The organism is Pannonibacter sp. XCT-53 (assembly GCF_009915765.1).
Lineage (GTDB): Bacteria > Pseudomonadota > Alphaproteobacteria > Rhizobiales > Stappiaceae > Pannonibacter > Pannonibacter tanglangensis.
Window position 1 is genome coordinate 1,387,676 of sequence record NZ_JAABLQ010000001.1, and the last position, 21,790, is coordinate 1,409,465.

Annotated in this window: 17 protein-coding genes; 8 read left to right on the forward strand and 9 right to left on the reverse strand. The window is 68.9% G+C overall.

What is annotated here, in order from left to right; translation table 11 throughout:
* Window positions 1-23: 23 nt before the first annotated feature.
* The 4 genes from GWI72_RS06350 to nagZ are packed head-to-tail and all read right to left on the reverse strand — an operon-like array spanning window position 24 to window position 3,680.
* Window positions 24-1,193, reverse strand: coding sequence for an ABC transporter ATP-binding protein (locus GWI72_RS06350; RefSeq protein WP_390805961.1), 1,170 nt, complete (start codon window positions 1,191-1,193; stop codon window positions 24-26).
* Complete coding sequence (gene scpB, locus GWI72_RS06355) at window positions 1,190-1,858, reverse strand: SMC-Scp complex subunit ScpB (RefSeq protein ID WP_161708154.1); 669 nt, start codon at window positions 1,856-1,858, stop codon at window positions 1,190-1,192. Before scpB ends, GWI72_RS06350 begins: the two co-directional genes overlap by 4 nt.
* Window positions 1,848-2,651 (reverse strand): segregation and condensation protein A, encoded by an 804-nt coding sequence (locus tag GWI72_RS06360; protein WP_161708155.1) that lies wholly within the window; start codon window positions 2,649-2,651, stop codon window positions 1,848-1,850. The genes scpB and GWI72_RS06360 overlap by 11 nt, the downstream gene beginning before the upstream one ends.
* A 3-nt stretch (window positions 2,652-2,654) precedes the next feature.
* Window positions 2,655-3,680: a beta-N-acetylhexosaminidase gene (gene nagZ / locus GWI72_RS06365; RefSeq protein ID WP_161708156.1), complete on the reverse strand. Its 1,026-nt coding sequence runs from the start codon at window positions 3,678-3,680 to the stop codon at window positions 2,655-2,657.
* A gap of 160 nt (window positions 3,681-3,840) precedes the next feature.
* Between nagZ and GWI72_RS06370 the strand changes: the two genes are divergently transcribed.
* Entirely contained in the window at window positions 3,841-4,851 is a 1,011-nt protein-coding gene (locus GWI72_RS06370; RefSeq protein WP_161708157.1) for an alpha/beta hydrolase, read from the forward strand.
* Between the two features lie 135 nt (window positions 4,852-4,986).
* On the opposite strand, the gene GWI72_RS06375 is transcribed toward GWI72_RS06370, so the two are convergent.
* The 3 genes from GWI72_RS06375 to GWI72_RS06385 form a co-directional block, all read right to left on the reverse strand.
* A complete protein-coding gene (locus GWI72_RS06375) occupies window positions 4,987-7,953 on the reverse strand; it encodes an SPOR domain-containing protein (RefSeq protein WP_161708158.1) in 2,967 nt (988 codons plus the stop codon).
* A 69-nt stretch (window positions 7,954-8,022) separates the two neighbouring features.
* Entirely contained in the window at window positions 8,023-9,789 is a 1,767-nt protein-coding gene (gene argS / locus GWI72_RS06380) for an arginine--tRNA ligase (RefSeq protein ID WP_161708159.1), read from the reverse strand.
* Between the two features lie 71 nt (window positions 9,790-9,860).
* On the reverse strand, window positions 9,861-11,081 hold the full coding sequence (locus GWI72_RS06385) for a deoxyguanosinetriphosphate triphosphohydrolase (protein WP_161673010.1): 1,221 nt from the start codon (window positions 11,079-11,081) through the stop codon (window positions 9,861-9,863).
* A gap of 213 nt (window positions 11,082-11,294) precedes the next feature.
* Between GWI72_RS06385 and GWI72_RS06390 the strand changes: the two genes are divergently transcribed.
* The 3 genes from GWI72_RS06390 to GWI72_RS06400 all read left to right on the forward strand — a co-directional run bounded on the left by GWI72_RS06390 (window position 11,295) and on the right by GWI72_RS06400 (window position 13,241).
* Complete coding sequence (locus GWI72_RS06390) at window positions 11,295-11,651, forward strand: HesB/IscA family protein (RefSeq protein ID WP_161673012.1); 357 nt, start codon at window positions 11,295-11,297, stop codon at window positions 11,649-11,651.
* Between the two features lie 230 nt (window positions 11,652-11,881).
* Window positions 11,882-12,664 (forward strand): exodeoxyribonuclease III, encoded by a 783-nt coding sequence (gene xth / locus GWI72_RS06395; RefSeq protein ID WP_161673014.1) that lies wholly within the window; start codon window positions 11,882-11,884, stop codon window positions 12,662-12,664.
* Window positions 12,665-12,881: 217 nt separating this feature from the next.
* A complete protein-coding gene (locus GWI72_RS06400; RefSeq protein WP_161708160.1) occupies window positions 12,882-13,241 on the forward strand; it encodes a hypothetical protein in 360 nt (119 codons plus the stop codon).
* A gap of 125 nt (window positions 13,242-13,366) precedes the next feature.
* Here GWI72_RS06400 and GWI72_RS06405 read toward each other — a convergent pair whose 3' ends face one another.
* Complete coding sequence (locus tag GWI72_RS06405; protein ID WP_161673016.1) at window positions 13,367-14,206, reverse strand: tetratricopeptide repeat protein; 840 nt, start codon at window positions 14,204-14,206, stop codon at window positions 13,367-13,369.
* Window positions 14,207-15,203: 997 nt separating this feature from the next.
* Between GWI72_RS06405 and parE the strand changes: the two genes are divergently transcribed.
* From parE to GWI72_RS06425, 4 genes are all read left to right on the forward strand, one after another.
* On the forward strand, window positions 15,204-17,357 hold the full coding sequence (gene parE, locus GWI72_RS06410) for a DNA topoisomerase IV subunit B (protein ID WP_179956030.1): 2,154 nt from the start codon (window positions 15,204-15,206) through the stop codon (window positions 17,355-17,357).
* Window positions 17,358-17,464: 107 nt separating this feature from the next.
* Window positions 17,465-18,181, forward strand: a complete 717-nt coding sequence (locus GWI72_RS06415; RefSeq protein ID WP_161708161.1) for a hypothetical protein — start codon at window positions 17,465-17,467, stop codon at window positions 18,179-18,181.
* Between the two features lie 142 nt (window positions 18,182-18,323).
* Window positions 18,324-19,853, forward strand: a complete 1,530-nt coding sequence (locus GWI72_RS06420; protein WP_161673022.1) for a DEAD/DEAH box helicase — start codon at window positions 18,324-18,326, stop codon at window positions 19,851-19,853.
* A gap of 155 nt (window positions 19,854-20,008) precedes the next feature.
* Window positions 20,009-21,067 carry a GGDEF domain-containing protein gene (locus GWI72_RS06425; protein ID WP_161673024.1) on the forward strand — a complete coding sequence of 353 codons (1,059 nt, stop codon included), beginning with the start codon at window positions 20,009-20,011 and terminating at the stop codon, window positions 21,065-21,067.
* On the opposite strand, the gene tenA is transcribed toward GWI72_RS06425, so the two are convergent.
* Window positions 21,068-21,730 (reverse strand): thiaminase II, encoded by a 663-nt coding sequence (tenA, locus tag GWI72_RS06430; RefSeq protein WP_161673026.1) that lies wholly within the window; start codon window positions 21,728-21,730, stop codon window positions 21,068-21,070. It abuts the gene before it with no gap.
* Between the last annotated feature and the right edge of the window lie 60 nt (window positions 21,731-21,790).

Consider the following 21,790-nt stretch of genomic DNA (forward strand, 5'->3'; position numbering starts at 1 on the left):
CTCCCCGGGACCGTCTGCTCTATCTAATGGCTCGGCGACGACTTGGCAAAGACAAGTACATCCCGTTCCTCCACGGCGATGCCGACATCGGCCCCGACCCGGACCTGATCGCCGGGCCTGAGGCGCGCCTGCAGCGGCCGGTCGGACCCCGGATAGGCCAGCAGGACAAGGTCGACGGTGCCGATGAAGCGGCGCGAGATGACGCGGGCCGGAAGCCCCTCCCCGGCCGGCAGCAGGCGGATCCCGTCCGGGCGCAGGCAGACATGGACCGCAGTCCCGTCGGCAAGCGGCGCCGACCCGGCAAAGGGCAGAACCCCCAGCGGACAGTCGACCCGGCCGCCCCGGATGATCCCGTCGAACTCGTTGACTTCCGAGAAGAACCGGGCAGCGAAGGCATTGACCGGGCGCAGGTAGAGATCTTCCGCCGTGCCATGCTGCACCAGGCGGCCGGACCGCATCAGGGCGATGCGGTCCCCCATGCGCATGGCTTCCTCCGGATCATGCGTCACCATCACGCAGGTGGCGCGGGTCTCGCGCAGGATCGCCAGCGTTTCCTCGCGCACGTCGTCGCGCAGGCGGCTGTCCAGTCCGGAAAAGGGTTCGTCCATCAGCAGGATGCCGGGGCGCGGCGCGATCGCGCGGGCCAGCGCCACCCGCTGCTGCTCGCCGCCGGACAGCGAATGGGGATAGTCGGCCGCATAGGCACCGAGACCGACGCGGGCAAGGATCTGGTCGGCGACCTCGGCGGCGGCCGTGCGGCTCAGCCGCGTCAGACCGAACATCACGTTCTCGCGGTTCGTCAGATGCGGAAACAGCGCATAGTCCTGGAACATCAGGCCGACGCCGCGCTGTTCCGGCGGCAGGAAGCGGGCCGGACCAGCCACCTCCTCGCCGTTGATCAGCACCCGGCCGCGCGACTGCGGCTCGACGCCGGCGGCGATGCGCATCAGCGTGGTCTTGCCACAGCCGGAATGGCCGAGCAGGCAGAGGATCTCGCCCGGCCGGACGGCGAGCGAGACGCCGTGCAGCGTCTCCGCCGCGCCATAGGCGTGATGGATGTCCTCGAAGGCCAGGGCGGAGGCAAAGGTGGTGCCGGTGGTGCCGCGCGGGCCCCAGCCCGACGCTTCGCGGCTGGCGGGCGATGCGGCCGCGCCGGTGGCCGGCAGGGCGAAGGATGACGGCTGTGACGTCAACGGGACGGCTCCTCCTCGCCGTCGGCGGCGAGGTCCTCGAAATCGAACAGTTCGCCGTCTTCCAACGGATCCTCGTCGGGTGCAAGCGTTTCCGAGTCGTCCGGCAGCGGCACATGGAAGCTGGCCGGGATGGCGCTGTCGAGAAGACCAGCGCCCTTCAGTTCCTCCAGACCGGGCAGATCGGCGATGGCCTCGAGCCCGAAATGGTCGAGGAAGCCCTCGGTGGTGCCATAGGTGACGGGCCGCCCCGGCGTCCGCCGGCGGCCGCGCATGCGGATCCAGCCGGTCTCGAGCAGCACGTCGAGCGTGCCCTTGTTGGTGGAGACGCCGCGGATTTCCTCGATCTCGGCGCGGGTGACGGGCTGGTGGTAGGCAATGATCGCCAGCGTCTCGAGGGCCGCCCGCGAGAGCTTGCGCAACTCCACCGCCTCGCGCTGGAGCAGATAGGCAAGATCGGGCGCGGTGCGGAAGGCCCACTTGCCGGCGACCGGCACGAGATTGACCCCGCGTGCGGCATATTGGCGCTGCAGCTCGGCCAGCAGGATGGTGACATTCGTGCCGGCCGGAAGACGGGCGGCAATCTCGGACGCCCCGAGCGGGTCTGCGGAGGCAAACAGCAGTGCCTCGACCATCCTGAGGCCTTCCGGATCCAGCTCAGCCGCCATCACGCTTCTCCCGTCGGCGACGCAGGTAGATCGGGGCGAAGACCTCGCCCTGCCGCACTTCCAGATGCCCTTCGCGCACCATCTCGAGGCTCGCGCAGAAGGTGGAGGCAATCACCGTCGCCCGTTCGCTCTCGTCGGCGAGGTAATCGACCAGATAGGCATTGATCGGGGTCCAGTCGGCCATCTCGCCCACCAGCCGCGCCAGGAGGTCCCGCGCCTCCTGCAGCGACCACACGGTGCGGCGCCGGACGCGGACGCTGGTGACCGACTGGCGCTGGCGCTGCGAGGCATAGGCGGTCAGCAGGTCATAGATCGTGGCGTCGAACACGCTCTTGCGCTGCACCGACAGGGGCTGCGGCGCGCCCCGGGGAAAGACGTCCCGTCCGAGCCGGTTGTGGGACATCAGCGCCTCGGCGGCCTTGCGCATGGCCTCCAGACGCTGCAGGCGGAAGGCCAGCGCCGCCGCCAGTTCCTCACCCGTCGGCTCGTCCTCGTCCTTCTGCTCGGGCAGCAGCAGGCGGCTCTTGAGATAGGCAAGCCAGGCGGCCATGACGAGATAGTCCGCCGCCAGCTCCAGGCGCATGCGCCGCGCATCGGCCACGAAGGCGAGATACTGCTCGACCAGCGCCAGGATCGAGATGCGCTGCAGGTCGACCTTCTGGTTGCGCGCCAGCGTCAGCAGCAGGTCGAGCGGGCCCTCGAACCCGTCCACATCGACCACCAGCTGCGGATCATCGCTCGCCCGGTCGGACGGCGCAGGATCCTCGAGGAAGTCGGTCTGGACGGGTGCCATGGGTCAGGCCAGCGGCTCGATGCGGCCGATCAGGGCCTCGAACTCGGCGCGGTGCGCGGCCCGGTCGAAGCCGGCCGCCGGATCCTGGCGACGGGCCATGCCGCGCTGGCAGCGAGCCAGTGCGACGCCCGCGAGTTCCGGTGTTGCATCAGCGACCTGGCGCATTTCGTTCATGTCGCCGTTGCAATGCAGGACCAGATCGAGCCCGGCCGCATGGGCCTTGCGGGCCCGGTCGCCGAGGGTGCCGCCAAGCGCCTGCATCGACAGGTCGTCCGACATCAGTGCCCCGTCGAAGCCGATGGCACCGCGAATGATCTCGTCGACGACGATCTTCGACTGGGTTGCCGGTGCGGCCGGGTCGATGGCCTCGTAGAGCAGATGGGCGGTCATGCCGAAGGGCGCTGTCCGGAAGGCATGGAAGGGCGCAACATCATCGGCAAGGATTGCCTCGCGCGGGGCGCGGATGCGCGGCAGGTCGTGGTGGCTGTCGACCTCGGCGCGGCCGTGGCCGGGCATGTGCTTCATCACCGGCAGGACGCCGCCGGCAAGAAGGCCTTCGGCGGCCGCCATGCCAAGCGCCGCCACCATGGCCGGATCGCGTCCGTAGGAGCGGTTGCCGATGGCCGCGACGGTCTCAGGATAGAGCAGGTCAAGCACCGGCAGGCAGTCCATCGTGATGCCGATCGCCAGCAGGTCGTCGGCGATCAGGCGCGCCCCGAGCCAGGCGGCGCGCAAGCCGGCCGCGCTGTCCTGTTCGTAGAGCAGGCCATAGATGCGACCGGAGGGATAGGAGGGCCACAGCGGCGGCTTCAGGCGCATGACGCGGCCGCCTTCCTGGTCGATGACCACGGGCGCGTCGGCACGGCCGACCGCCGCGCGAAACTCGGCCGACAGGCGGCTGATCTGGTCCGGCGTCTCGCAGTTGCGGCCGAACAGGATGAGCCCCCACGGGTCCTCTGCCCGGAAGAAGGCGCGCTCGGCCTCGGTGAGCACCGGTCCGGCGCAGCCGCTGATGAATGCCTTGGTCATGTCCTACCCTTACGTCCTGCGCTTGCGGCCCGGGGCCGTCGCCATCCTGGCCGACCGCCCGGGGCGCCGGCCGCCGGCCCCGCCCGGCTTTCGGCCGATTTGCCAGGCACGGCCGGGGCGGCCTAATGTCGATCCCATGTGCCAACCACAGGACAGGACGATGCGCAAGCGCCACGACATCCCCGCCGGAACGTTACACAGCCTCACGGTGGAAAGCGATCTCATTGCCGCCAACATGCTGGGCGATCCTGCCGCAAGGGAGACGGTGGTTTACGTCCCCCATGGCCATGACGGCGCCGGCCTGCCCCTCCTGATGGATCTGGCCGGCTTCACCGGATCCGGCCTTGGCCATGTGGCCTGGAAGAACTTCGGCGAGAACCTGCCGGAGCGACTCGACCGGCTGATTCACGAGGGCACCCTGCCCCCGGTCGTGGTGGCGATGCCCGACGGGTTCACCCGCCTCGGCGGCAACCAGTACATCGATTCCCTCGCCATGGGGCGCTGGGGCAGCTACCTGACCGGCCCGGTGCTGGCCGCCGTCGAAGGCCGGTTCGGCTGTGGCGGCAAGGGCCGGCGGGGGGTCTTCGGCAAGTCCAGCGGCGGCTATGGCGCGATCCTGCATGCGATGCTCCATCCCGATATCTGGTCGGCGGCGGCCTGCCATTCCGGCGACATGGGCTTCGAGCTCTGCTACCTGCCGGACATGCCCAACGTGCTGCGCGCGCTGGCCCGCAAGGAAATGTCCATCGAACGCTTCATCACGGACTTCGAGGCCGGGCCGAAATTCGGCGGCGGCGACATCCATGTGCTGATGTCGCTGGCGATGGCGGCGACCTATGATCCGGACCCGACCGCCTTTCTCGGCATCCGCCTGCCGGTCGATCCGGACACCTGCGCGCTGATCCCGGAACGCTGGTCGGCGTGGCTTGCGCATGATCCGGTGACGCTTGCCCCGACGCATCTGGAGGCGCTGCGGTCGATGAAGGCGCTGTGGATCGATTGCGGGCGGGTTGACCAGTACAATCTGGTCTATGGCGCGCGGCGGCTGACCCGCCTGCTCAGCGGCGCCGGGGTCGCGCATACCTACGAGGAGTTTGACGACAACCACTCGTCGATCGACTACCGGCTCGACCGCAGCCTGCCGGTGCTCGCCTCTGCCCTTCTCGCCTGAGGAGCGCGCGCGGCACGCTGTCGGAGCCGTGCCGCAGAAGCCGCCGAAGAAAACGCCGACGAAGACGCGGAACCGGGGCGGTGCCCCGGTTCGGGCGGTGCGATGCGAGCCGCCGGAGCCCGGCCGGGCCTGCCGTCAGGTGCCGTTGCGGCGGACGAAGCAGTCGCCACCGGCCGCCTTCAGGCTTTCACAGAAAGACACGGCCTGATCCCGCGAGCCCGCCGGGATGCTGACGCGGTAGAACGTGCCGCGGCTGTCCAGCGTGGCCTGTTCGATGAGCGGCGCCTGCCCGCCGAGCACCGAGGGGAACTTGCGCTGCAGGGCCGCGTAGGCCGACTGGGCCTGTTCCTGGGTGCGCTGCGAGGTCACCTGGACCGAGAAGCCACCCGGAACCGCGGCGGCGGCTGCCGGTGCGGCCGCAGACGGCTGAGCGGGCTGAGCCGCCTGGGGCTGCGTCAGGTTCAGCGGTCCCGCGCCCTGCGCCGGGGCAGGCTGGGGTGGGGCAGGCTGGGGTGCAGCCGGCTGGGGGACGGCCAACTGGGGCGCGGCCGGAACGGGTGCGGGCACCTGCGGCTGCACGGCAGCCGGAGCGGCGGCCTGCGGCTGGAGCGCTGCGACCTGCGGCCCGGCCCCGCCCGGCTTGGGCCGCGGCAGACCGGACACGGTCGGAGCATTGGCAGCGGCGGCGGCGGCAGCAGCGGCAGCGGCCGGATCGGTCGCCGGGGCCGTGCCGGCGCTGACAATCGCCGGGACGCCCGGCACGGGCTGGGCCGGGGACGGCGAGAGGAGCGCCGGATCGGTGACGGCCGGCGCGCCGGGGACGGCGGCAGCGGGCTGCGTGGCCGCAGCCGGGTCCGGCCGCGCGGTGTTGACCACGCGCACGCCGGGCTGGCTGCCGCTTTCGGCCTCGCCGGAAATGATGGTGCCGTCGGGCCGCACGACGAGCGTGCGCACCCGCTTCGGACCCGTGGCCGGAGCGGCTTCGGCTCCGGCGGTCTCGACCGGGGCCGGCGGGAGCTGGGCCGGGGCCGGATTTTCCGGCACGACCAGACGCTCCTCGTTGCCGACCCGGTCATAGATGAGCTTGGCCGGCTGGCTGCTCTCGACCGTGGCCTGGTCGTCGGAGGGGAAGGTCTTGAGCGGGCCCTCGAGCCCCGCCACCACCGGCGGCTGGCCCGACGGCACGGAGGACGCGCCGAAATCGGTCACGGCGAAGACGGCCCCGCCGAGACCGGCCAGACCAAGGACGGCGGCAGCGATGTAGAGGCTCTTGCGCGACTGCTTCTGGCGCGGCGCGGCCGCCGTCTCCAGGGCAGGATGGGGCGGCAGGACGCCTGCCCCGCCCAGGGTCGGATCGCTCTCCTGCATGGCGCGGGCCACGGCGTCCAGGTCATAGCCTCCCGGGGGCGGCGGTGCCTCGTCGTCGTCATAGAGCACGTCATTGAACGGCAGCTCGGCCGTCTTGTTGCGCTTCTGCGAGAAGGCGGTCGAGAACTCGTCCTCGAGGAAATCGTCGTCGGCCGGCCCTTCCTCACGCGGCAGGGCGTTGAGCGCGTCCGGCCAGGCCATGTCGTCGATGTCGGCCGACGGGGCCGGCTCGGGGCGACGGGGCTCGGGCTTGCGCGACAGGCGCTCGTCCTCGAACAGGGAGCCGACCAGATCGTCGAGCTCGGCAAAGTTGGCGGACGCCTCGCGGGCGCTGCGCACCTTGGCATCGGGCGCGAGCGCCGGCCAGGCCGCCGCATCCGGCACGAAGGGCGGCGGCGGTACGGCGGCAGCCCTGGCAGGCTGCGCCTGCGAGGCGGCACGCTGCGACGTCTCGTAATCACGCTGCGGCGACAGGCTGCGGAACTCGTCCTGCGGCACGGACCCGAGCACCGGCTCCTTGCGCGCCTGGAAGGCACCGATCAGTTCGTCCTCAAGGCCGGCGACGAGATCCTGCTCGAGCGCGGACCCCTTGTCGGCCTCTACGGGATCAAGGGTCGGGCGCAGCGACAAACCACCCGCCTGGCTACCCGCCTCGGAAAAACGGTCCTGCGCGGGCCGCCCGGCCGAGAGCCGACCCGTTCCGGCGTCCTCGATGTCGCTCGGGAAACGGTCCCGGGCGCTGCCGCGCACGAGCGGCTGATAGGGCTCGGCCGGTGCGGCCGGCTCGCGCCCGATGCCACGGTCCTGACCGCGCAGCTCGACCCGCCCGGGATCCTGGAGCTGGCCCGGGGTGCGCCCCGGCACGGCCGCCGGATCCTTCGCGCCATAGGCATAGGGCTCGCGCTCCGGCTCCATGTCGAAGTCGTCGAGCGTGTCGGCATCCAGCGTGGTGCCATCGCTGACATCGACCTCTTCCCAGCCGGTGTCATCCTGGAAGGCACCGGCATCGCCACCCTGCAGATCGGCGGCGAAGCGATCGAAATCGAGGTCGATCTCCCCCGGACGCGCGGCGGGCGCGGCGGGCGCGGCTGCGGGCTGGGACCGGGTGGCGCGCAGGGGCTCGGCCGCCAGCGGCTGCGGCGCGGCGCGATAGGGTTCGACGGGATCGGGCCCGGACGGATAGCGATAGGGGTCGGAGGCGGCCAGCGTGCTGTCCTCCGCCACGTCCTCGTCGCGGTCGTAGGCTGCCGGCGCGCTGCGGCCGACGCCGGCGCGCGGGTCCGGTCGGCCTGCCTCGGCCGGGGCCGGCTTCGGCAGATCGAAATCGAAGTCGAAGGCCGGCTCGTTGGGCGAACCGCCGATCACGGGCGTGTAGGCCGGCATCGGATCGCGCTGGAGATCCCGCTGGGGATCGCGGCCAACGTCGCGTGCGGCAAGCGGGTCGGCGCGGCTGGCCAGCGGCGGGGGGGCCAGCGGCGGGGGAGCGAGCGGATCGCCGCCCGGCCCCTTGAGCAGGTCCTCGTCTTCCAGACCGGCGAAATAGTCGGAGGCCTCGACGCGCCCCGGCTGCCCGGACTGGAGTGACGACTGGGGGGCGGACTGGCGGTTGCGGTTGACGATCCGGGCCAGCTCGACCAGCGGATCCTCGGCGCCCTGCGCATCTCCCCGCTCCCGGCCTGACGGATCAGCCGGACGAAGGGACTCGGAACGGGGATAATCAGAGCGTTGCGACATATGTGTCCAGTGTTCCACCCAAGGCCCGTCCGGATGCCTCTGGCCCCCGGACGGAACAACTCTCCCGCTTCAGCGCATTTCCCGGGGCGCGTCCACGCCGAGGAGAGTCAAGCCGGAAGCAAGTACCAAAGAGACTGCCCGTACAAGGGCAAGTCGCGCTAGCGTCAACTGTGAATTTTCAGGGTTAATAAAGCGTAATTGCGGCATTTCCTTGCCGCGGTTCCAGTGCGCATGCAGCGAGCTGGCCAGTTCGTGCAGGAAAAACGCCACGCGATGGGGCTCATGCGCCTCCGCAGCCGCGGCAACGACCTTGGGCCACTCCGCCATCTTGGCGATGAGTTCCAGCTCGCCAGAATCAGTCAGGCCCGACAGATCGGTCGCCGCCAGGACAGAATCACCCAGGTCAACTCCGGGCAGTTCCTCACCGGCCTGGCGCAGCACCGAGCAGCAGCGGGCATGGCCATACTGCACGTAAAAGACCGGGTTGTCCTTGGACTGCTCGGTGACCTTCTGGAAGTCGAAGTCGAGCGGCGCCTCGTTCTTGCGGAACAGCATCATGAAGCGGACCGGGTCGCGGCCGACTTCCTCCACCACGTCGCGCAGGGTGACGAAATCGCCCGCGCGCTTGGACATGCGCACCGGCTCGCCGGCGCGGAACAGCTTCACCAGCTGGCAGAGGCGGACAATGACCCGCGACTCGCCGCCGGAGACGGCCTTGCCCACCGCTTCCAGACGCTTGACGTAGCCGCCGTGGTCGGCGCCCAGCACATAGACCATTTCCTTGAAGCCGCGCTCGTACTTCGACAGGAAGTAGGCCACGTCGGCGGCAAAGTAGGTGTAGCTGCCGTCCGACTTCTTCAGCGGCCGGTCAATGTCGTCGCCATAGTCGGTAGCCCGGAACAGGGTCTGCTCGCGGTCCTCCCAGTCTTCCGGCAGCTCGCCCTTCGGCGGCGGCAGCGTGCCCTCGTAGACGAGGCCGCGCGCGCGCAGCTTGTCGAGCATGCGGTCGATCTCCGACGTGCCGCCGGCGCCCCGGTCATGCAGCGTGCGTTCGGAGAAGAACACCTCGTGGCGGACGTTGAGAAGCTCCAGATCCGCGCGGATCAGCGCCATCATCGCGTCGATCGTCTCGGACTTGACGACCGGCATCCAGCCGGCCTCGTCCATGGCCAGAAGCGCGTTGCCGTGGTTGGCAGCCAGCGCCGCCCCGACGGGCTTGAGGTAGTCGCCCGGATAGAGGCCGGCCGGGATCTCGCCGATGTCCTCGCCGAGCGCCTCGCGGTAGCGCAGGAAGGCGCTGCGGGCGAGCGTGTCGATCTGCGACCCGGCGTCGTTGATGTAGTATTCGCGGGTCACGTCGTAGCCTGCGAAGGCGAGCAGGTTGGCCAGCGCATCGCCGAAGACGGCGCCACGGGTATGGCCGACGTGCATCGGGCCCGTCGGGTTGGCCGAGACATACTCGACGTTGACCCGGGCCCCTGCCCCGAGCGTGGCGCGGCCGAAGCCGATGCCGTCGGCGACGACCGAAGCCAGGACCCGGTGCCAGGCACCATGGGCAAGGCGCATGTTGATGAAGCCCGGACCGGCGACCGTCACCTCGGTGACATCGGGATCGCGGCGCAGCGCCCCGGCGATGAGATCGGCCAGGTCGCGCGGCTTGAGGCCGAGCGGCTTGGACAGCACCATGGCGGCATTGGTGGCCAGATCGCCATGGGCGGGATCGCGCGGGCTTTCCACCGTGACGCGGGCGAGATCCTCCGCCGAGGGGGCGGAGGCAAGGTCGAGGCCGGCGACGGCGGCCTGCACACGGGTGGTGAATTCGGCAAAGATGTTCATGGATCGGCCAGTCTGGCTGGAGTGTTCGTCGGTCTGCCCGGCGCCTGTCCGGACAGAGGGGTGCGCGGGGCCTAGCCCAATTCCGGGGTGTCGTCAAACAGACGGCGGTGTTCCTCGATGGCGTAACGGTCGGTCATGCCGGCAATGAAGTCGCAGACCCGGCGGGCCCGGTCCGCGCCGCTGAGCCGCTCCATCCCTTGCGCCCACTCGCGGGGCATGTCCTCGGGCTGCTGCATGTAGTGCCCGAACAGCTCCCGAACGATGCGCGCCACCAGCTTGCGCACGGCCAGCACGTCCGGATGGCGGTACATGCGGGCAAACAGGAATTTCTTCACCTGACGTTCCGCGTCGGCCATGGCGGCGGAGAAGCCGACCACACACTGGCCGGCGGCGCGGATGTCGTCGGCGCCCTGCGGCTTAAGCGCCTCCAGCCGGCGCATGCCTTCCCGGATGACATCCTCGACCATGCGGGTGATCTGGCGGCGAACGATCTCGTGAATGCGACGCTGCTCCTCCAGTCCCGGATAGCGGCTGTCGACCTCCTCGAGGATGCCGGCGAGGAAGGGCACCTCGGCGATGTCCTCGACCTTGAACAGGCGGGCGCGCAGCCCGTCGTCGAGGTCATGCGCGTCATAGGCAATGTCGTCGGCGATCGCTGCCGCCTGGGCTTCCGCGCTTGGCCAGGTGCCGAGCAGGAGATCCTGCTTCTGGGCATAGGTGCGGATGGCAAAGGGCAATTCGCTGTCCCTGAACTTGCCGAGCGGCGCGCCGGTGGCATCGACAAGGGGGCCATTGTGCTTGACCAGCCCCTCCAGCGTTTCCCAGGCAAGGTTCAGCCCGTCGAACTCGGCATAGCGGTGCTCGAGCGCGGTCACGACGCGCAGGGACTGGGCGTTGTGATCGAAGCCGCCGAAGGGGGCCATGCATTCGTGCATGACATCCTCGCCCTCGTGGCCGAAGGGCGTGTGGCCGAGATCATGGGCAAGCGCCAGACATTCCGCGAGATCCTCGTCCAGCCGCAGCGCGCGGGCGAGCGAGCGGGCGATCTGGGAGACCTCGATGGTGTGGGTCAGGCGCGTGCGGAAGTGATCGCCCTCGTGATAGACAAAGACTTGGGTCTTGTGCTTGAGGCGGCGGAAGGCGGTCGAATGGATGATGCGGTCGCGGTCGCGCTGGAACGGCGTCCGCGTCGGGCTGTCGGGTTCGGGATGCAGGCGGCCCCTGCTCCTGCCCGGATCCTGGGCGTAGACCGCCCGCTCCTGTGCGCCATAGCCCAAGGTCGCCATGGTCATCTTCTGTCCGCTCCCTGGCTTCGCCCTGATGCCATAACAATTGACGCAAGGCCCAAGCGTACATACCTATTAAGGCCAGCGCGGCGCAACGGGGAAAGGCCGCCGGAGCCCCTCCGGCCAGGCAAGAATCGGCGATTTCCTGCGCCGACGGGCCGGCCGGTCCGTCCGGACGCCCCTTTCCCGCCAGGTGCCCGACAGTCAAGGAACAGGTCCATGTCCGCAGCCACCGACGATTCGACCCTCGCCACGCCCGTGTCGCTGAGCCTGAAGGCCGCCCGGCGCGTCGCCAAGATCCTCTCCGGCGAAGCGCCGGGAGCGATGCTGCGTGTCAGCGTCGAGGGCGGCGGCTGCTCGGGCCTGCAGTACAAGTACGACATCGTGACCGAGCGCGAGCCCGACGATCTGGTGCTGCAGCGCGAGGGGGCGACCGTGCTGGTGGATGCCATCTCCCTGCCCTATCTCGACGGCGCCGAGATCGACTTCGTCGACGACCTGATGGGGCAGTCGTTCCAGATCCGCAATCCGAATGCGGTGTCGGGCTGCGGCTGCGGCACCAGCTTCGCCATCTGAGGCGGGCGAGCGGAGAGCGCCGCGGCCCCTGACGCCGGCCGCGCTGGTCGCGCTGGTCGCGGAAGCCACGGGACAGGCGCTCCGCAAGCATGCCCCGAACACGTGCCCCAAAAGCGTTTCAACGACGGGGGCCATGCTCTGGCCAGCGCCGGAGGGGCCTGCTAACAGGAGGTCCTGGCCACGGTCTGCGGACGGGGCGAGGCAGACAGCAGGAAGGACCGGCGGCGGACATGAAGATCGCGACCTGGAACATCAACGGCGTCAAGGCGCGGCTCGAGACGGCGCTCGCCTGGTTTGCCGAGGCCCGGCCCGACATCGCCTGCCTGCAGGAAATCAAGTCCGTGGACGAGGGCTTTCCGGCCGGAGCCTTCGAGGAGCTCGGCTATCATGTGGCCACCCACGGGCAGAAGGGCTTCAACGGCGTCGCCATCCTGTCGCGCCAGCCGCTGGAGGACATCCGCCGCGGGCTGCCGGGCGACGACAGCGACGAGCAGGCGCGCTACATCGAGGCAACCGTCTCGACGGCAACCGGGGCGCTGCGCATCGGCTGCCTCTACCTGCCGAACGGCAATCCGCTCGGCACCGAGAAGTTCCCCTACAAGCTCGCCTGGATGGACCGGCTCATTGCCCACGCCCGCAGCCAGCTGGAGCTGGAAATGCCGGTGCTGCTGCTGGGCGACTACAACGTCATTCCGGAACCGCGCGACGCCCGCACGCCGCAGGACTGGCTGGGTGATGCGCTGTTCCAGCCGGAAAGCCGTGCCCGGTTCCGCGCGCTCCTGAACCTCGGCTTCACCGAGGCCGTGCGGGCCACCAATGACCGCCCGGACACCTACACCTTCTGGGACTATCAGGCCGGCGCCTGGCAGCGGAACAACGGCATCCGCATCGACCACATCCTTCTGTCGCCCCAGGCGGCGGACCTGCTGCGCGGCACCGGGATCGATGCCCATGTGCGCGGCTGGGACAAGCCGTCCGACCACGTGCCGGTCTGGGTGGACCTCGCCGCCTGACCGGACGTCCGGCCACGCCGGCGCTTTCCTTTCGCGGGCATCGTGTTAACCTTTGCCGGAACGGGCGGAGGCGGCACAGATGCGGGCTCGGCGGACGGCATGCGGACTGGGTGTGATTTTCGCCTTGCTGACGGGGACCCCGGCAGCAGCCTCGGACCCGGCCGGCCCACCCGGTTCGCTGCCCTTGGGCACGGTCTCCGGGCCCCCGGTCCCCCCCTTGCGCGCCGAGGACCCGCTTGCCCCGGAGGCGACCCGCAAGCCCTGCATCTGCCGCGCCCAGGGGCTTGACCACGAGGTGGGCAGCACGGTGTGCCTGCGCAGCGCCAAGGGACCGCGCCTCGCCCGCTGCGTCATGGTTCTCAACAACACGTCGTGGAAATTCAGCGACATGCCCTGCGCGCTGGCGATGGCTCCGGCACAGCCAGGCCCCCGACCCGGCACCGGTCTTGCGGCCGGATCCGGCACGGTTTCCGCCGTGTCGGCTTCAGGAGCGGCCGCGTCGGGCATTTCACCTGCGGAAGCATCCGGGGGCGGACGGGGCGCAGCGGCACCGGAGAGGCTCGCCGGACTGCCGTGAGGCGCGCAGGCCGACGGGCGGGCCCGAGAGGACCGGCAGGCACGGCGGGGACTTCGAGATGACAAGGCGACGGCTGTGCCTGCGGACCAGGGGGCGCCGCACGGGAGGCGGCGCGGCCGGCAGGCTCAGCGCAGCGGCAGATTGGTCGCGGCCGTGGCCGTCGCGGAGGCGCCGTTGCGGGCAAGCCATGCCTGCGCGTCGGCAGCCGCGGTCCGGCGGATGTTCTCGTCGGCGAGCGAGAAGTAGCGCTCCTGCAGGTCGACGATCCACTGCCCGTCCGGCTCCGTCGCCGCATGGGAGCGGGCGATGGTCAGCCACATGAGCCCGCGCTCGCGGTGATCATCGGAGGCGCCGAGATTGTACAGGGTCTCGCCGAGCAGGGCCTGGGCGCCGACATGGCCCTTGATGGCGGCCAGATTGAACCAGCGCACGGCGAGAAGATCGTTGTTCTCGCGGTAGAGGCGGCCGAGGGCGAACTGGGCTTCCGCGTCGCCGTAATAGGATGCGGCGTGGGTGAAGATCTGGCGGGCCCGGGCCGGGTTCGCCTTGATCGCGGAGTTCTTGATGCCGTTGAGATAGTAGTTGCCGAGCGCGACGAAGGCGCTGGCCACGAAAGGCGCCTGGGGCGACGAGGGGCTGTCCTCGCCATGCAGGCTGACGACCTGGCTGTAGTATTCAAAGGCCTTGACGTCGTCCTCGGTGACGCCATCGCCCTCGGCATACATGCGGCCCAGCTTCCAGGCGGCCATCGGCTGACCGTTCTCGGCGGCATACCGCAGGGAGTCGAGCGCGGCGAGCTTGTCGCCGGCGTAATACTTCTTGGCCCCCAGACGCAGCGCCTCGTTGGCCGTCATCTTCTCCGGGGTGATCTGCTCGTTGCGCGCCGGCGTGCCGTCAAAGGCAAGGGCCGGTGACAGCAGCGCCAGATGCAACCCCACGACAACAAGACACTGCACGCTGCGCATAGTGGCGAAACCTGCTTCCGGGCGGCGCATGGTCTGCAGCCAGCCCCTAGAGACATGCGCGGCAACCGAGACTGCCAGTGTCCGGGCGGCCGCGCGAAGGGAGCGGACGAACCCGGCGGGACCCGGGCGCTGTGCCCTCCCCTGACCGGAGCCGTCTGAATGTCTTGCAGTGTAGGCAACCTTTCCGGCGGCACTTTGACCGCGAGGGCCGGCATTGTGGCGAATCGGGGACGAAACCTCGACGAGGTCCTGACCGGTCATCTCGCTCGCACCCACGGATACGCGCACGCCATTTCCCCTTCAGCAGGCATCGCTGCGATGCCCCCCAGATCCTGGTCCGGACCGGCCCGACGGGACTTGCATCCGCCTGCGGATGATCCCATCTGACGCCCTGTTCCGGAGCGGATGCCTTGGACCAAAGCCCCTCGACATCCCCCAGGTTACCAACTGCTCATCCCCAACGGGTGATGCCCAATCGTGGCCGAACAGCGGCAATTTTTGCCCAACACTCTTCTAGCGCAGCTGAAGCCGTCTGGCTGTTGCAGCCGCGCCACAACCGCGCGGCTTTGCTAGCCCGCGATCATGATGCAGACCGCGCAGGCGGCCAGGATTCCGGCAAAGAGAAGATCGATCCGCGCACGCATCGTGCGCAGGCTGAAGAACCGGCCCATCGGAGCCTCCCGGGATTGTCGTCTTGTTTCCCCCATCACCGGCTGCACCGGCGATGGTTGCAGTCAATCACAGACACGTTGACATTCGGTTTCTGCAGCCGCTCGAAAGCCCGGCGTCACGGAAATCGCGGATAACTGCGGCGCGCGGACTTTGTTCCAGGGCTGGAGACTGAGACAATTGACCGCGAATCGGCGGGGGCGCATAAGGACCCGCCCGGCCCCCGACGCGGCGGCCCTTCAGACTCGATGACACGCTCCGGCCGCCGGCAGCGCCCCGACCTCAGGCGGGCGACGGCGGCGGACAGGACCACAGGCAAGCTGGATTGATGAGCGCAGACAAGGATCTTTTCGCCCGACCGCAGACTGCCGGCGCCGCCGGGGCGCCCGCAGCCCCAACGGGCAAGTCCGCCGCTGCCGCCGCAGCCACCGCTGCCGCTGCCCTTGCCCCGGCCGACGGACCGGCGGCGGTTCCGGGCGAGGCCCCTGCGCCGACGTCAGCTGCAGTGCCGGCGCAAAGGCCCGAGCGCACGCCGCCCAAGACCTCGTCCGGCGATGACTACACCGCCGCCGACATCGAGGTGCTGGAAGGACTGGAACCGGTGCGCCGGCGTCCGGGCATGTACATCGGCGGCACCGACGAGAAGGCGCTGCATCACCTCTTTGCCGAGATCATCGACAACTCGATGGACGAGGCCGTGGCCGGACATGCCACCTGGATCGACGTGTCGCTGACCGCCGACGGCTATGTCACGATCATCGACAACGGCCGGGGCATTCCGGTCGATCCGCATCCGAAGTTCAAGGACAAGTCCGCGCTCGAGATCATCATGACGACGCTGCATGCGGGCGGCAAGTTCGACAGCAAGGTCTACGAGGCCTCCGGCGGCCTGCATGGCGTCGGCTCCTCGGTGGTGAACGCGCTGTCGGAGGAGATGGTTGTCGAGGTGGCGCGGGCGCGCAAGCTCTACCGCCAGACCTTCCAGCGCGGCCGGCCCGTCGGGCCGCTGGAACTCGTCGGTGACGTGCACAACCGCCGCGGCACCCTCGTGCGCTTCAAGCCGGACTGGCAGATCTTCGGCAAGGAGGCCACCTTCGAGCCGGCACGCCTGCTCAGGATGGCCCGGTCCAAGGCCTATCTCTTCGGCGGGGTCGAGATCCGCTGGCATTGCGACCCCGCGCTGATCGGCGAGAAGGACAAGACGCCGGCCGAGGCCGTGTTCCATTTCCCCGGCGGCCTCAAGGACTTCCTCTCCGAACGGCTCGGCACCGAGCGCAAGGTCATCGACGACATCTTCGCCGGCAAGGTCGGCGAACCCGGCAAGCACGGCTCCGTCGAATGGGCGGTCACGTGGTTTGCAGGCGACGGCTTCCTGTCGTCCTACTGCAACACGGTGACGACGCCGGAGGGCGGCACCCACGAGGCGGGCCTGCGCTACGCGCTGCTGCGCGGCCTGAAGGGCTATGCCGATCTGGTCGGCAACAAGAAGGCGGCGATCCTGACCTCCGAGGACATCATGACCTCGGCCGCCGGCATGCTGTCGGTGTTCATCCGCGAGCCGGAGTTCGTCGGCCAGACCAAGGACAAGCTGGCGACCAACGAGGCAACCCGCATCACGGAAAACGCCCTGCGCGATGCCTTCGACCACTGGCTTGCCGCCTCGCCCACCCAGGCCAACAAGCTGCTCGAGTGGGTGATCGACCGCGCCGAGGAGCGGCTGCGCCGGCGCCAGGAAAAGGACGTGGCGCGCAAGACGGCGGTGCGCAAGCTGCGCCTGCCCGGCAAGCTGGCCGACTGTTCGGCCAACCAGTCGGAAGGCACGGAGCTGTTCATCGTGGAGGGCGATTCGGCAGGTGGCTCGGCCAAGCAGGCGCGCAACCGCATGAACCAGGCCGTGCTGCCGCTGCGCGGCAAGATCCTGAACGTGGCCAACGCCGGACGCGACAAGCTGGTCGCCAACCAGCAGCTTGCCGACCTCATCCAGGCGCTCGGCGTCGGCACCCGGTCCCATTACAAGGATGCGGACCTGCGCTACGAGAAGATCATCATCATGACGGACGCCGACGTGGACGGCGCGCATATTGCCTCGCTGCTGATCACCTTCTTCTATCAGGAGATGCCGGAGATGATCCGTCAGGGGCATCTCTATCTCGCCGTTCCCCCGCTCTACCGCCTGACCCAGGGCGGCAAGACGATCTACGCCCGCACCGACGCCCACAAGGACGAGCTGCTGGCCTCCGTGTTCAAGGGCAAGGGCAAGGTCGAGATCGGCCGCTTCAAGGGTCTGGGCGAGATGCTGCCGAGCCAGCTCAAGGAAACGACCATGGATCCCGCCAAGCGCACCCTGCTCAAGGTGGAGATCGTGGAGGGCGACGAGGCCGACACCCGGGACACGGTCGAGCAGCTCATGGGCAACAAGCCGGAAGCCCGGTTCCGCTTCATCCAGGACCGCGCCGAATTCGCCCGGGACCTCGACATCTGACCGGGTTGACGGGCGCTCCCCGCTCTGGAGAATTGACCGCATCCGGCTGATCCGCTACCGCGTTGGGGCAGTGAGGGCCGCATGCGGCAAGGTGTGGGAGCGCGTTCATGCTGCAAAGCGTCTATTCCGTCTACGACCGGCTGAGACGACCGCTGCGCAACCACCATTATCTGGTCCTGCCCGGCGGCCGGCTGGCCTATGCGCGCATTCCCGGACTGGCGCAGTCGCTGGCACGTCCGATCCTGGCGGCACTCGATGCCGGCGCGCAGGACGACGGCTGGTTCGAGAACGTGGAGCTGCTGACGGCGCGCGAACTGGGGCGGCGCTATCCGGCGATTGCCATCTTTGCCCTGGCCCAGCCTCCGGCCGAACGGATCGCCGCCGCCTACGAGACCGTGATCGCCTCCGGCCGCCCCCTGCCGACCTTCTACCTGAGGCACGGCTTTTCGGCCGGGATGACGCCGGAGGCCTTCGTCGCCCGCATCAGCCAGATCGGGGACCTGCGGGCCGACAACCTGTTCCGCTCGCAGTGCCACATGCTGGAGACGGCCGGGCTGAAGCCGCCGCTGGTGCTCGGCACCGACCGGCTGGAGCGGCGCTGGGAGGAGCTGGCCGGACTGGTGCGCGCGGCCACGGGCCGGACGCTGCCGCCCCCGCCCCCCTGCCCCGCTCCGTCCGACCTTGCCCTCCAGCTGGGCCAGGGGGCGACCGGCGAGCGGATCCGTCGCCGCTATGCGCGCGACCTCAGGCTCTATTTTGCCGGTTCCGGCCCCGAGCTGGCGCGCGCACCGGCGGACCAGGGGCTCGCCAGCGCCCGACATTAGCTTTAACCGCGTCAAATCGGGCCGAAACTCAAGGAAAACATTGACACTCCGGGCTTTGGCTGTAGGTTGTCGGCCAATTGTGGGGGTGCCGACCTGTGCGTTCCCCGTCCTCATCCAGAACCAGAATTGGACATACTCACTTATGTCTTTCGATACGCTCGGCCTCAGCGAGAAAGTTCTCCAGGCAGTCGCCGCCGCCGGATATACCGAGCCGACCGCCATCCAGAAGGGCGCGATTCCGTATGTTCTCGAGGGGCGGGATGTGCTCGGCATCGCCCAGACCGGCACGGGCAAGACGGCCTCCTTCACCTTGCCGATGCTGACCAAGCTCGAGAAGGGCCGCGCCCGGTCGCGCATGCCGCGCACGCTGATCCTCGAGCCGACGCGTGAACTGGCCGCCCAGGTCCAGGAAAACTTCGAGAAATACGGGGTCAACCACAAGCTGAACGTGGCCCTGCTGATCGGCGGCGTCTCCTTCGGCGACCAGGACAAGAAGCTTGATCGCGGCACCGACGTGCTGATCGCGACGCCCGGCCGCCTGCTCGATCACTTCGAGCGGGGCAAGCTGCTGCTGCAGGGGGTGGAGATCCTGGTCATCGACGAGGCCGACCGCATGCTCGACATGGGCTTCATTCCCGACATCGAGCGCATCTGCAAGCTGATCCCCTTCACGCGCCAGACCCTGTTCTTCTCGGCCACCATGCCGCCGGAGATCCAGCGCCTGACCGAAACCTTCCTGCAGAACCCGGCCAAGGTCGAGGTCTCGACCCGTTCGTCCACGTCCTCGACGATCACCCAGTATCTGGTGGCCACCGGCGGCGAAGACTACGAGAAGCGCCAGACCCTGCGCGACCTGCTGGCCCAGGCCGAGGACCTGCAGAACGCGATCGTGTTCTGCAACCGCAAGGTGGATGTGGCCACGCTGTTCCGTTCGCTGGAACGTCACGGCTTCAACGTCGGGGCGCTGCATGGCGACATGGACCAGCGCACGCGCATGATGATGCTGGACAATTTCCGCAAGGGGAACCTCAAGCTGCTGGTTGCCAGCGACGTGGCCGCCCGCGGGCTCGACATTCCCGACGTGAGCCACGTGTTCAACTTCGACGTGCCGATCCACGCGGAAGACTATGTCCACCGCATCGGCCGCACCGGCCGCGCGGGCCGCTCGGGCGTGTCCTACACGCTGGTCAGCGGCGATGATGCCAAGTATCTGGCTGCCATCGAGAAGGTGATCGCCAAGTCGATCGACTGGCTGGGCGAGCCGCTCGACTTCGAGGCTGCCGCTGCCGAGCGCAAGGAGCGTCGCAAGGCGGCCCGGTCGGGCGGCGGCGACAAGCCGAAGCGCGGCGGGTCGCGGGAACGCGGCGGCCGCAGCCGCAGCGAGCCGTCCGAGGACGTCGTCAGCGAAGCTCCGCGCCGCGAGCGCAGCCGCAAGCCGCGCCCGGAGGCCGCCAGCGAAGACCGTGTGGTCGAGGCGGTCCAGGCTCCGCGCGAGGACATGCAGCCCCGGGCTGCGCGGCCGTCGCGCGACAGGGATCGGGAGCGCGACCGGGACCGGGATCGGGGTGGGCGCCGCGACCGCGGGCATGACAATGACGAGCCGGTGATTGGCCTCGGCGATCACGTGCCGGCATTCCTGCTGCGGGATCCGCGCGCCAAGAAGGCCTCCTGACGGGGCAAGAACCTGCGGTCGGGGGAAGCAGGTTTTTGTCACGAACCTTGACAAAAAAGCCTAGGTTTACCGACCGTTAAGCCCTGCAACGATAGGCTGTGAATGTGGGCAGGCTGCGGTTGACCGCAGCCATAAGGCGGATGCGGGTTACCGACATGTCGGATCAAGAGGATTTCAAGCGGACGATCACCTATGGTGAGTCGGCGTTATCCTACATCCGTCGCAACACCCTGCCCGCCTATCCGCGCAATTACGAACTCTGGTACACGTATTCGGCCGGGTTCAATCATGGCCTCAACCGGGCCATCAACGACATCATCACGGTCAAGGGCGGGATCAACGGCGACGATCTGCAGAAGATCTATGCCAAGTTCCTCTCGCCCAACCGCCTCGGCGACCGCATCGACGAGGTCGGCGCCAAGGTGGCCGAGGAGGTCCAGGATCTCGTCGACGCCATCCGCGTCAGCACGGATGCCACGGCCGATTACGGCGAGGCGCTGGAAACGGCGAGCGAGAAGCTGAAGGACCTCGCGGATCCCGAAAAGCTGCGCGCCGTCGTGGCGCACATGATCAAGTCCACCCATGCGGCCGTTGCGGCCAACCGCAACCTGGAAAGCCAGCTGCTGGAATCGCGCCGGCAGATCGAGACGCTGCAGGAAAACCTCGAGGCGATCCGCTACGAATCGCTCACCGATGACCTGACGACGCTGAACAACCGCCGCCACTTCGACATGATGATCGAAAAGGCCATCCGGTCGGCGGCCGACAGCGGCGAGCCCTTCGCGCTGCTCCTCACCGATATCGACCACTTCAAGAAGTTCAACGACACCTATGGTCACCAGACGGGCGACCAGGTGTTGCGGCTGGTGGCGCTGGCGGTGAAGCAGAACGTCAAGGGGCAGGATTGCGCCTGCCGGTACGGCGGCGAGGAGTTTGCCATCATCCTGCCGAACACCGGCATCGCGGCGGCGAGCGAGATTGCCGAGAGCATCCGCAAGGCCGTGTATTCCAAGGAACTGGTGAAGCGGTCGACGGGGGAGAACCTCGGTCGGATCACGATGTCCATCGGCGTGTCGGAATACCGCTCCGGCGATACCTCGCAGACCGTGATTGCCCGCGCCGACCTGGCGCTCTATGCGGCCAAGCACGAAGGTCGCAACCGGGTGAAATGCGAGTCCGACACGGGCGTCGTCGACGACACCCGTGTGGCCTGATCAGGCAGCCTCCAGCCCCATCTGCCAGAAGTCGGCCTCCAGCACGCTGGCCTGGGCGAACAGGTGCTCCAGCCTCGGCTGGCGCGCAGGGGTCGCATAATCGGCCGCGATCCGGTCAAGCCAGGCCGCAAAGCCGGCTGCCACCTCCTGATAGCCCTCGGAGGAATACTCCGCCACCCAGCGGGCATAGGGATTGGCCGGATCCAGCCCGCGCGGCGTGGCGGCCAGCCGACGGCCGATCTCCGCATAGCCGAGCACGCAGGGCGCCAGCGCCACCATCAGGTCGAGCAGATCCCCCTGCCCGCCCGCATCCAGCACGAAGCGCGTGTAGGCCATCGTCTGGCGCTCCTCGCGGGCGCGTTCCAGATCGGTGCGCGACAGGCCCCAGCCGGCACAAAGCTCGACATGCAGGTCCATCTCCATGTCGAGGATTGCCTTCACGCCGGCCAGCGCCTGGCGCATGTCGCCGAGGCTCGGGCTCTTGTAGATCGCCAGCGCATAGGCCCGGGCGAACTGGATCAGGAACAGGTAGTCCTGCACCAGGTAATGGCGGAAGGCCGGCTGCGGCAGGGTGCCCTCGCCCATCTGGCGGACGAAGGCGTGGTCGACATAGCTGTGCCAGTCGGCAGCCGAAGCCGCCTTGAGACGGTCGAAAAAGGTCATGTGCAGATCCGGGGCTGGGGCGGGTCGGAAGGGGTCCGGCCCTGAACAGATGCGGGAGGC

Bases quoted from the DNA above. Each gene is read 5' to 3' on its own strand.
- scpB (WP_161708154.1), bottom strand. From the start codon at position 1,858: ATGGCGGCTGAGCTGGATCCGGAAGGCCTCAGGATGGTCGAGGCACTG.
- GWI72_RS06360 (WP_161708155.1), bottom strand. From the start codon at position 2,651: ATGGCACCCGTCCAGACCGACTTCCTCGAGGATCCTGCGCCGTCCGAC.
- nagZ (WP_161708156.1), bottom strand. From the start codon at position 3,680: ATGACCAAGGCATTCATCAGCGGCTGCGCCGGACCGGTGCTCACCGAG.
- GWI72_RS06370 (WP_161708157.1), top strand. From the start codon at position 3,841: ATGCGCAAGCGCCACGACATCCCCGCCGGAACGTTACACAGCCTCACG.
- GWI72_RS06375 (WP_161708158.1), bottom strand. From the start codon at position 7,953: ATGTCGCAACGCTCTGATTATCCCCGTTCCGAGTCCCTTCGTCCGGCT.
- argS (WP_161708159.1), bottom strand. From the start codon at position 9,789: ATGAACATCTTTGCCGAATTCACCACCCGTGTGCAGGCCGCCGTCGCC.
- GWI72_RS06385 (WP_161673010.1), bottom strand. From the start codon at position 11,081: ATGACCATGGCGACCTTGGGCTATGGCGCACAGGAGCGGGCGGTCTAC.
- GWI72_RS06390 (WP_161673012.1), top strand. From the start codon at position 11,295: ATGTCCGCAGCCACCGACGATTCGACCCTCGCCACGCCCGTGTCGCTG.
- xth (WP_161673014.1), top strand. From the start codon at position 11,882: ATGAAGATCGCGACCTGGAACATCAACGGCGTCAAGGCGCGGCTCGAG.
- GWI72_RS06405 (WP_161673016.1), bottom strand. From the start codon at position 14,206: ATGCGCAGCGTGCAGTGTCTTGTTGTCGTGGGGTTGCATCTGGCGCTG.
- parE (WP_179956030.1), top strand. From the start codon at position 15,204: ATGAGCGCAGACAAGGATCTTTTCGCCCGACCGCAGACTGCCGGCGCC.
- GWI72_RS06415 (WP_161708161.1), top strand. From the start codon at position 17,465: ATGCTGCAAAGCGTCTATTCCGTCTACGACCGGCTGAGACGACCGCTG.
- GWI72_RS06420 (WP_161673022.1), top strand. From the start codon at position 18,324: ATGTCTTTCGATACGCTCGGCCTCAGCGAGAAAGTTCTCCAGGCAGTC.
- GWI72_RS06425 (WP_161673024.1), top strand. From the start codon at position 20,009: ATGTCGGATCAAGAGGATTTCAAGCGGACGATCACCTATGGTGAGTCG.
- tenA (WP_161673026.1), bottom strand. From the start codon at position 21,730: ATGACCTTTTTCGACCGTCTCAAGGCGGCTTCGGCTGCCGACTGGCAC.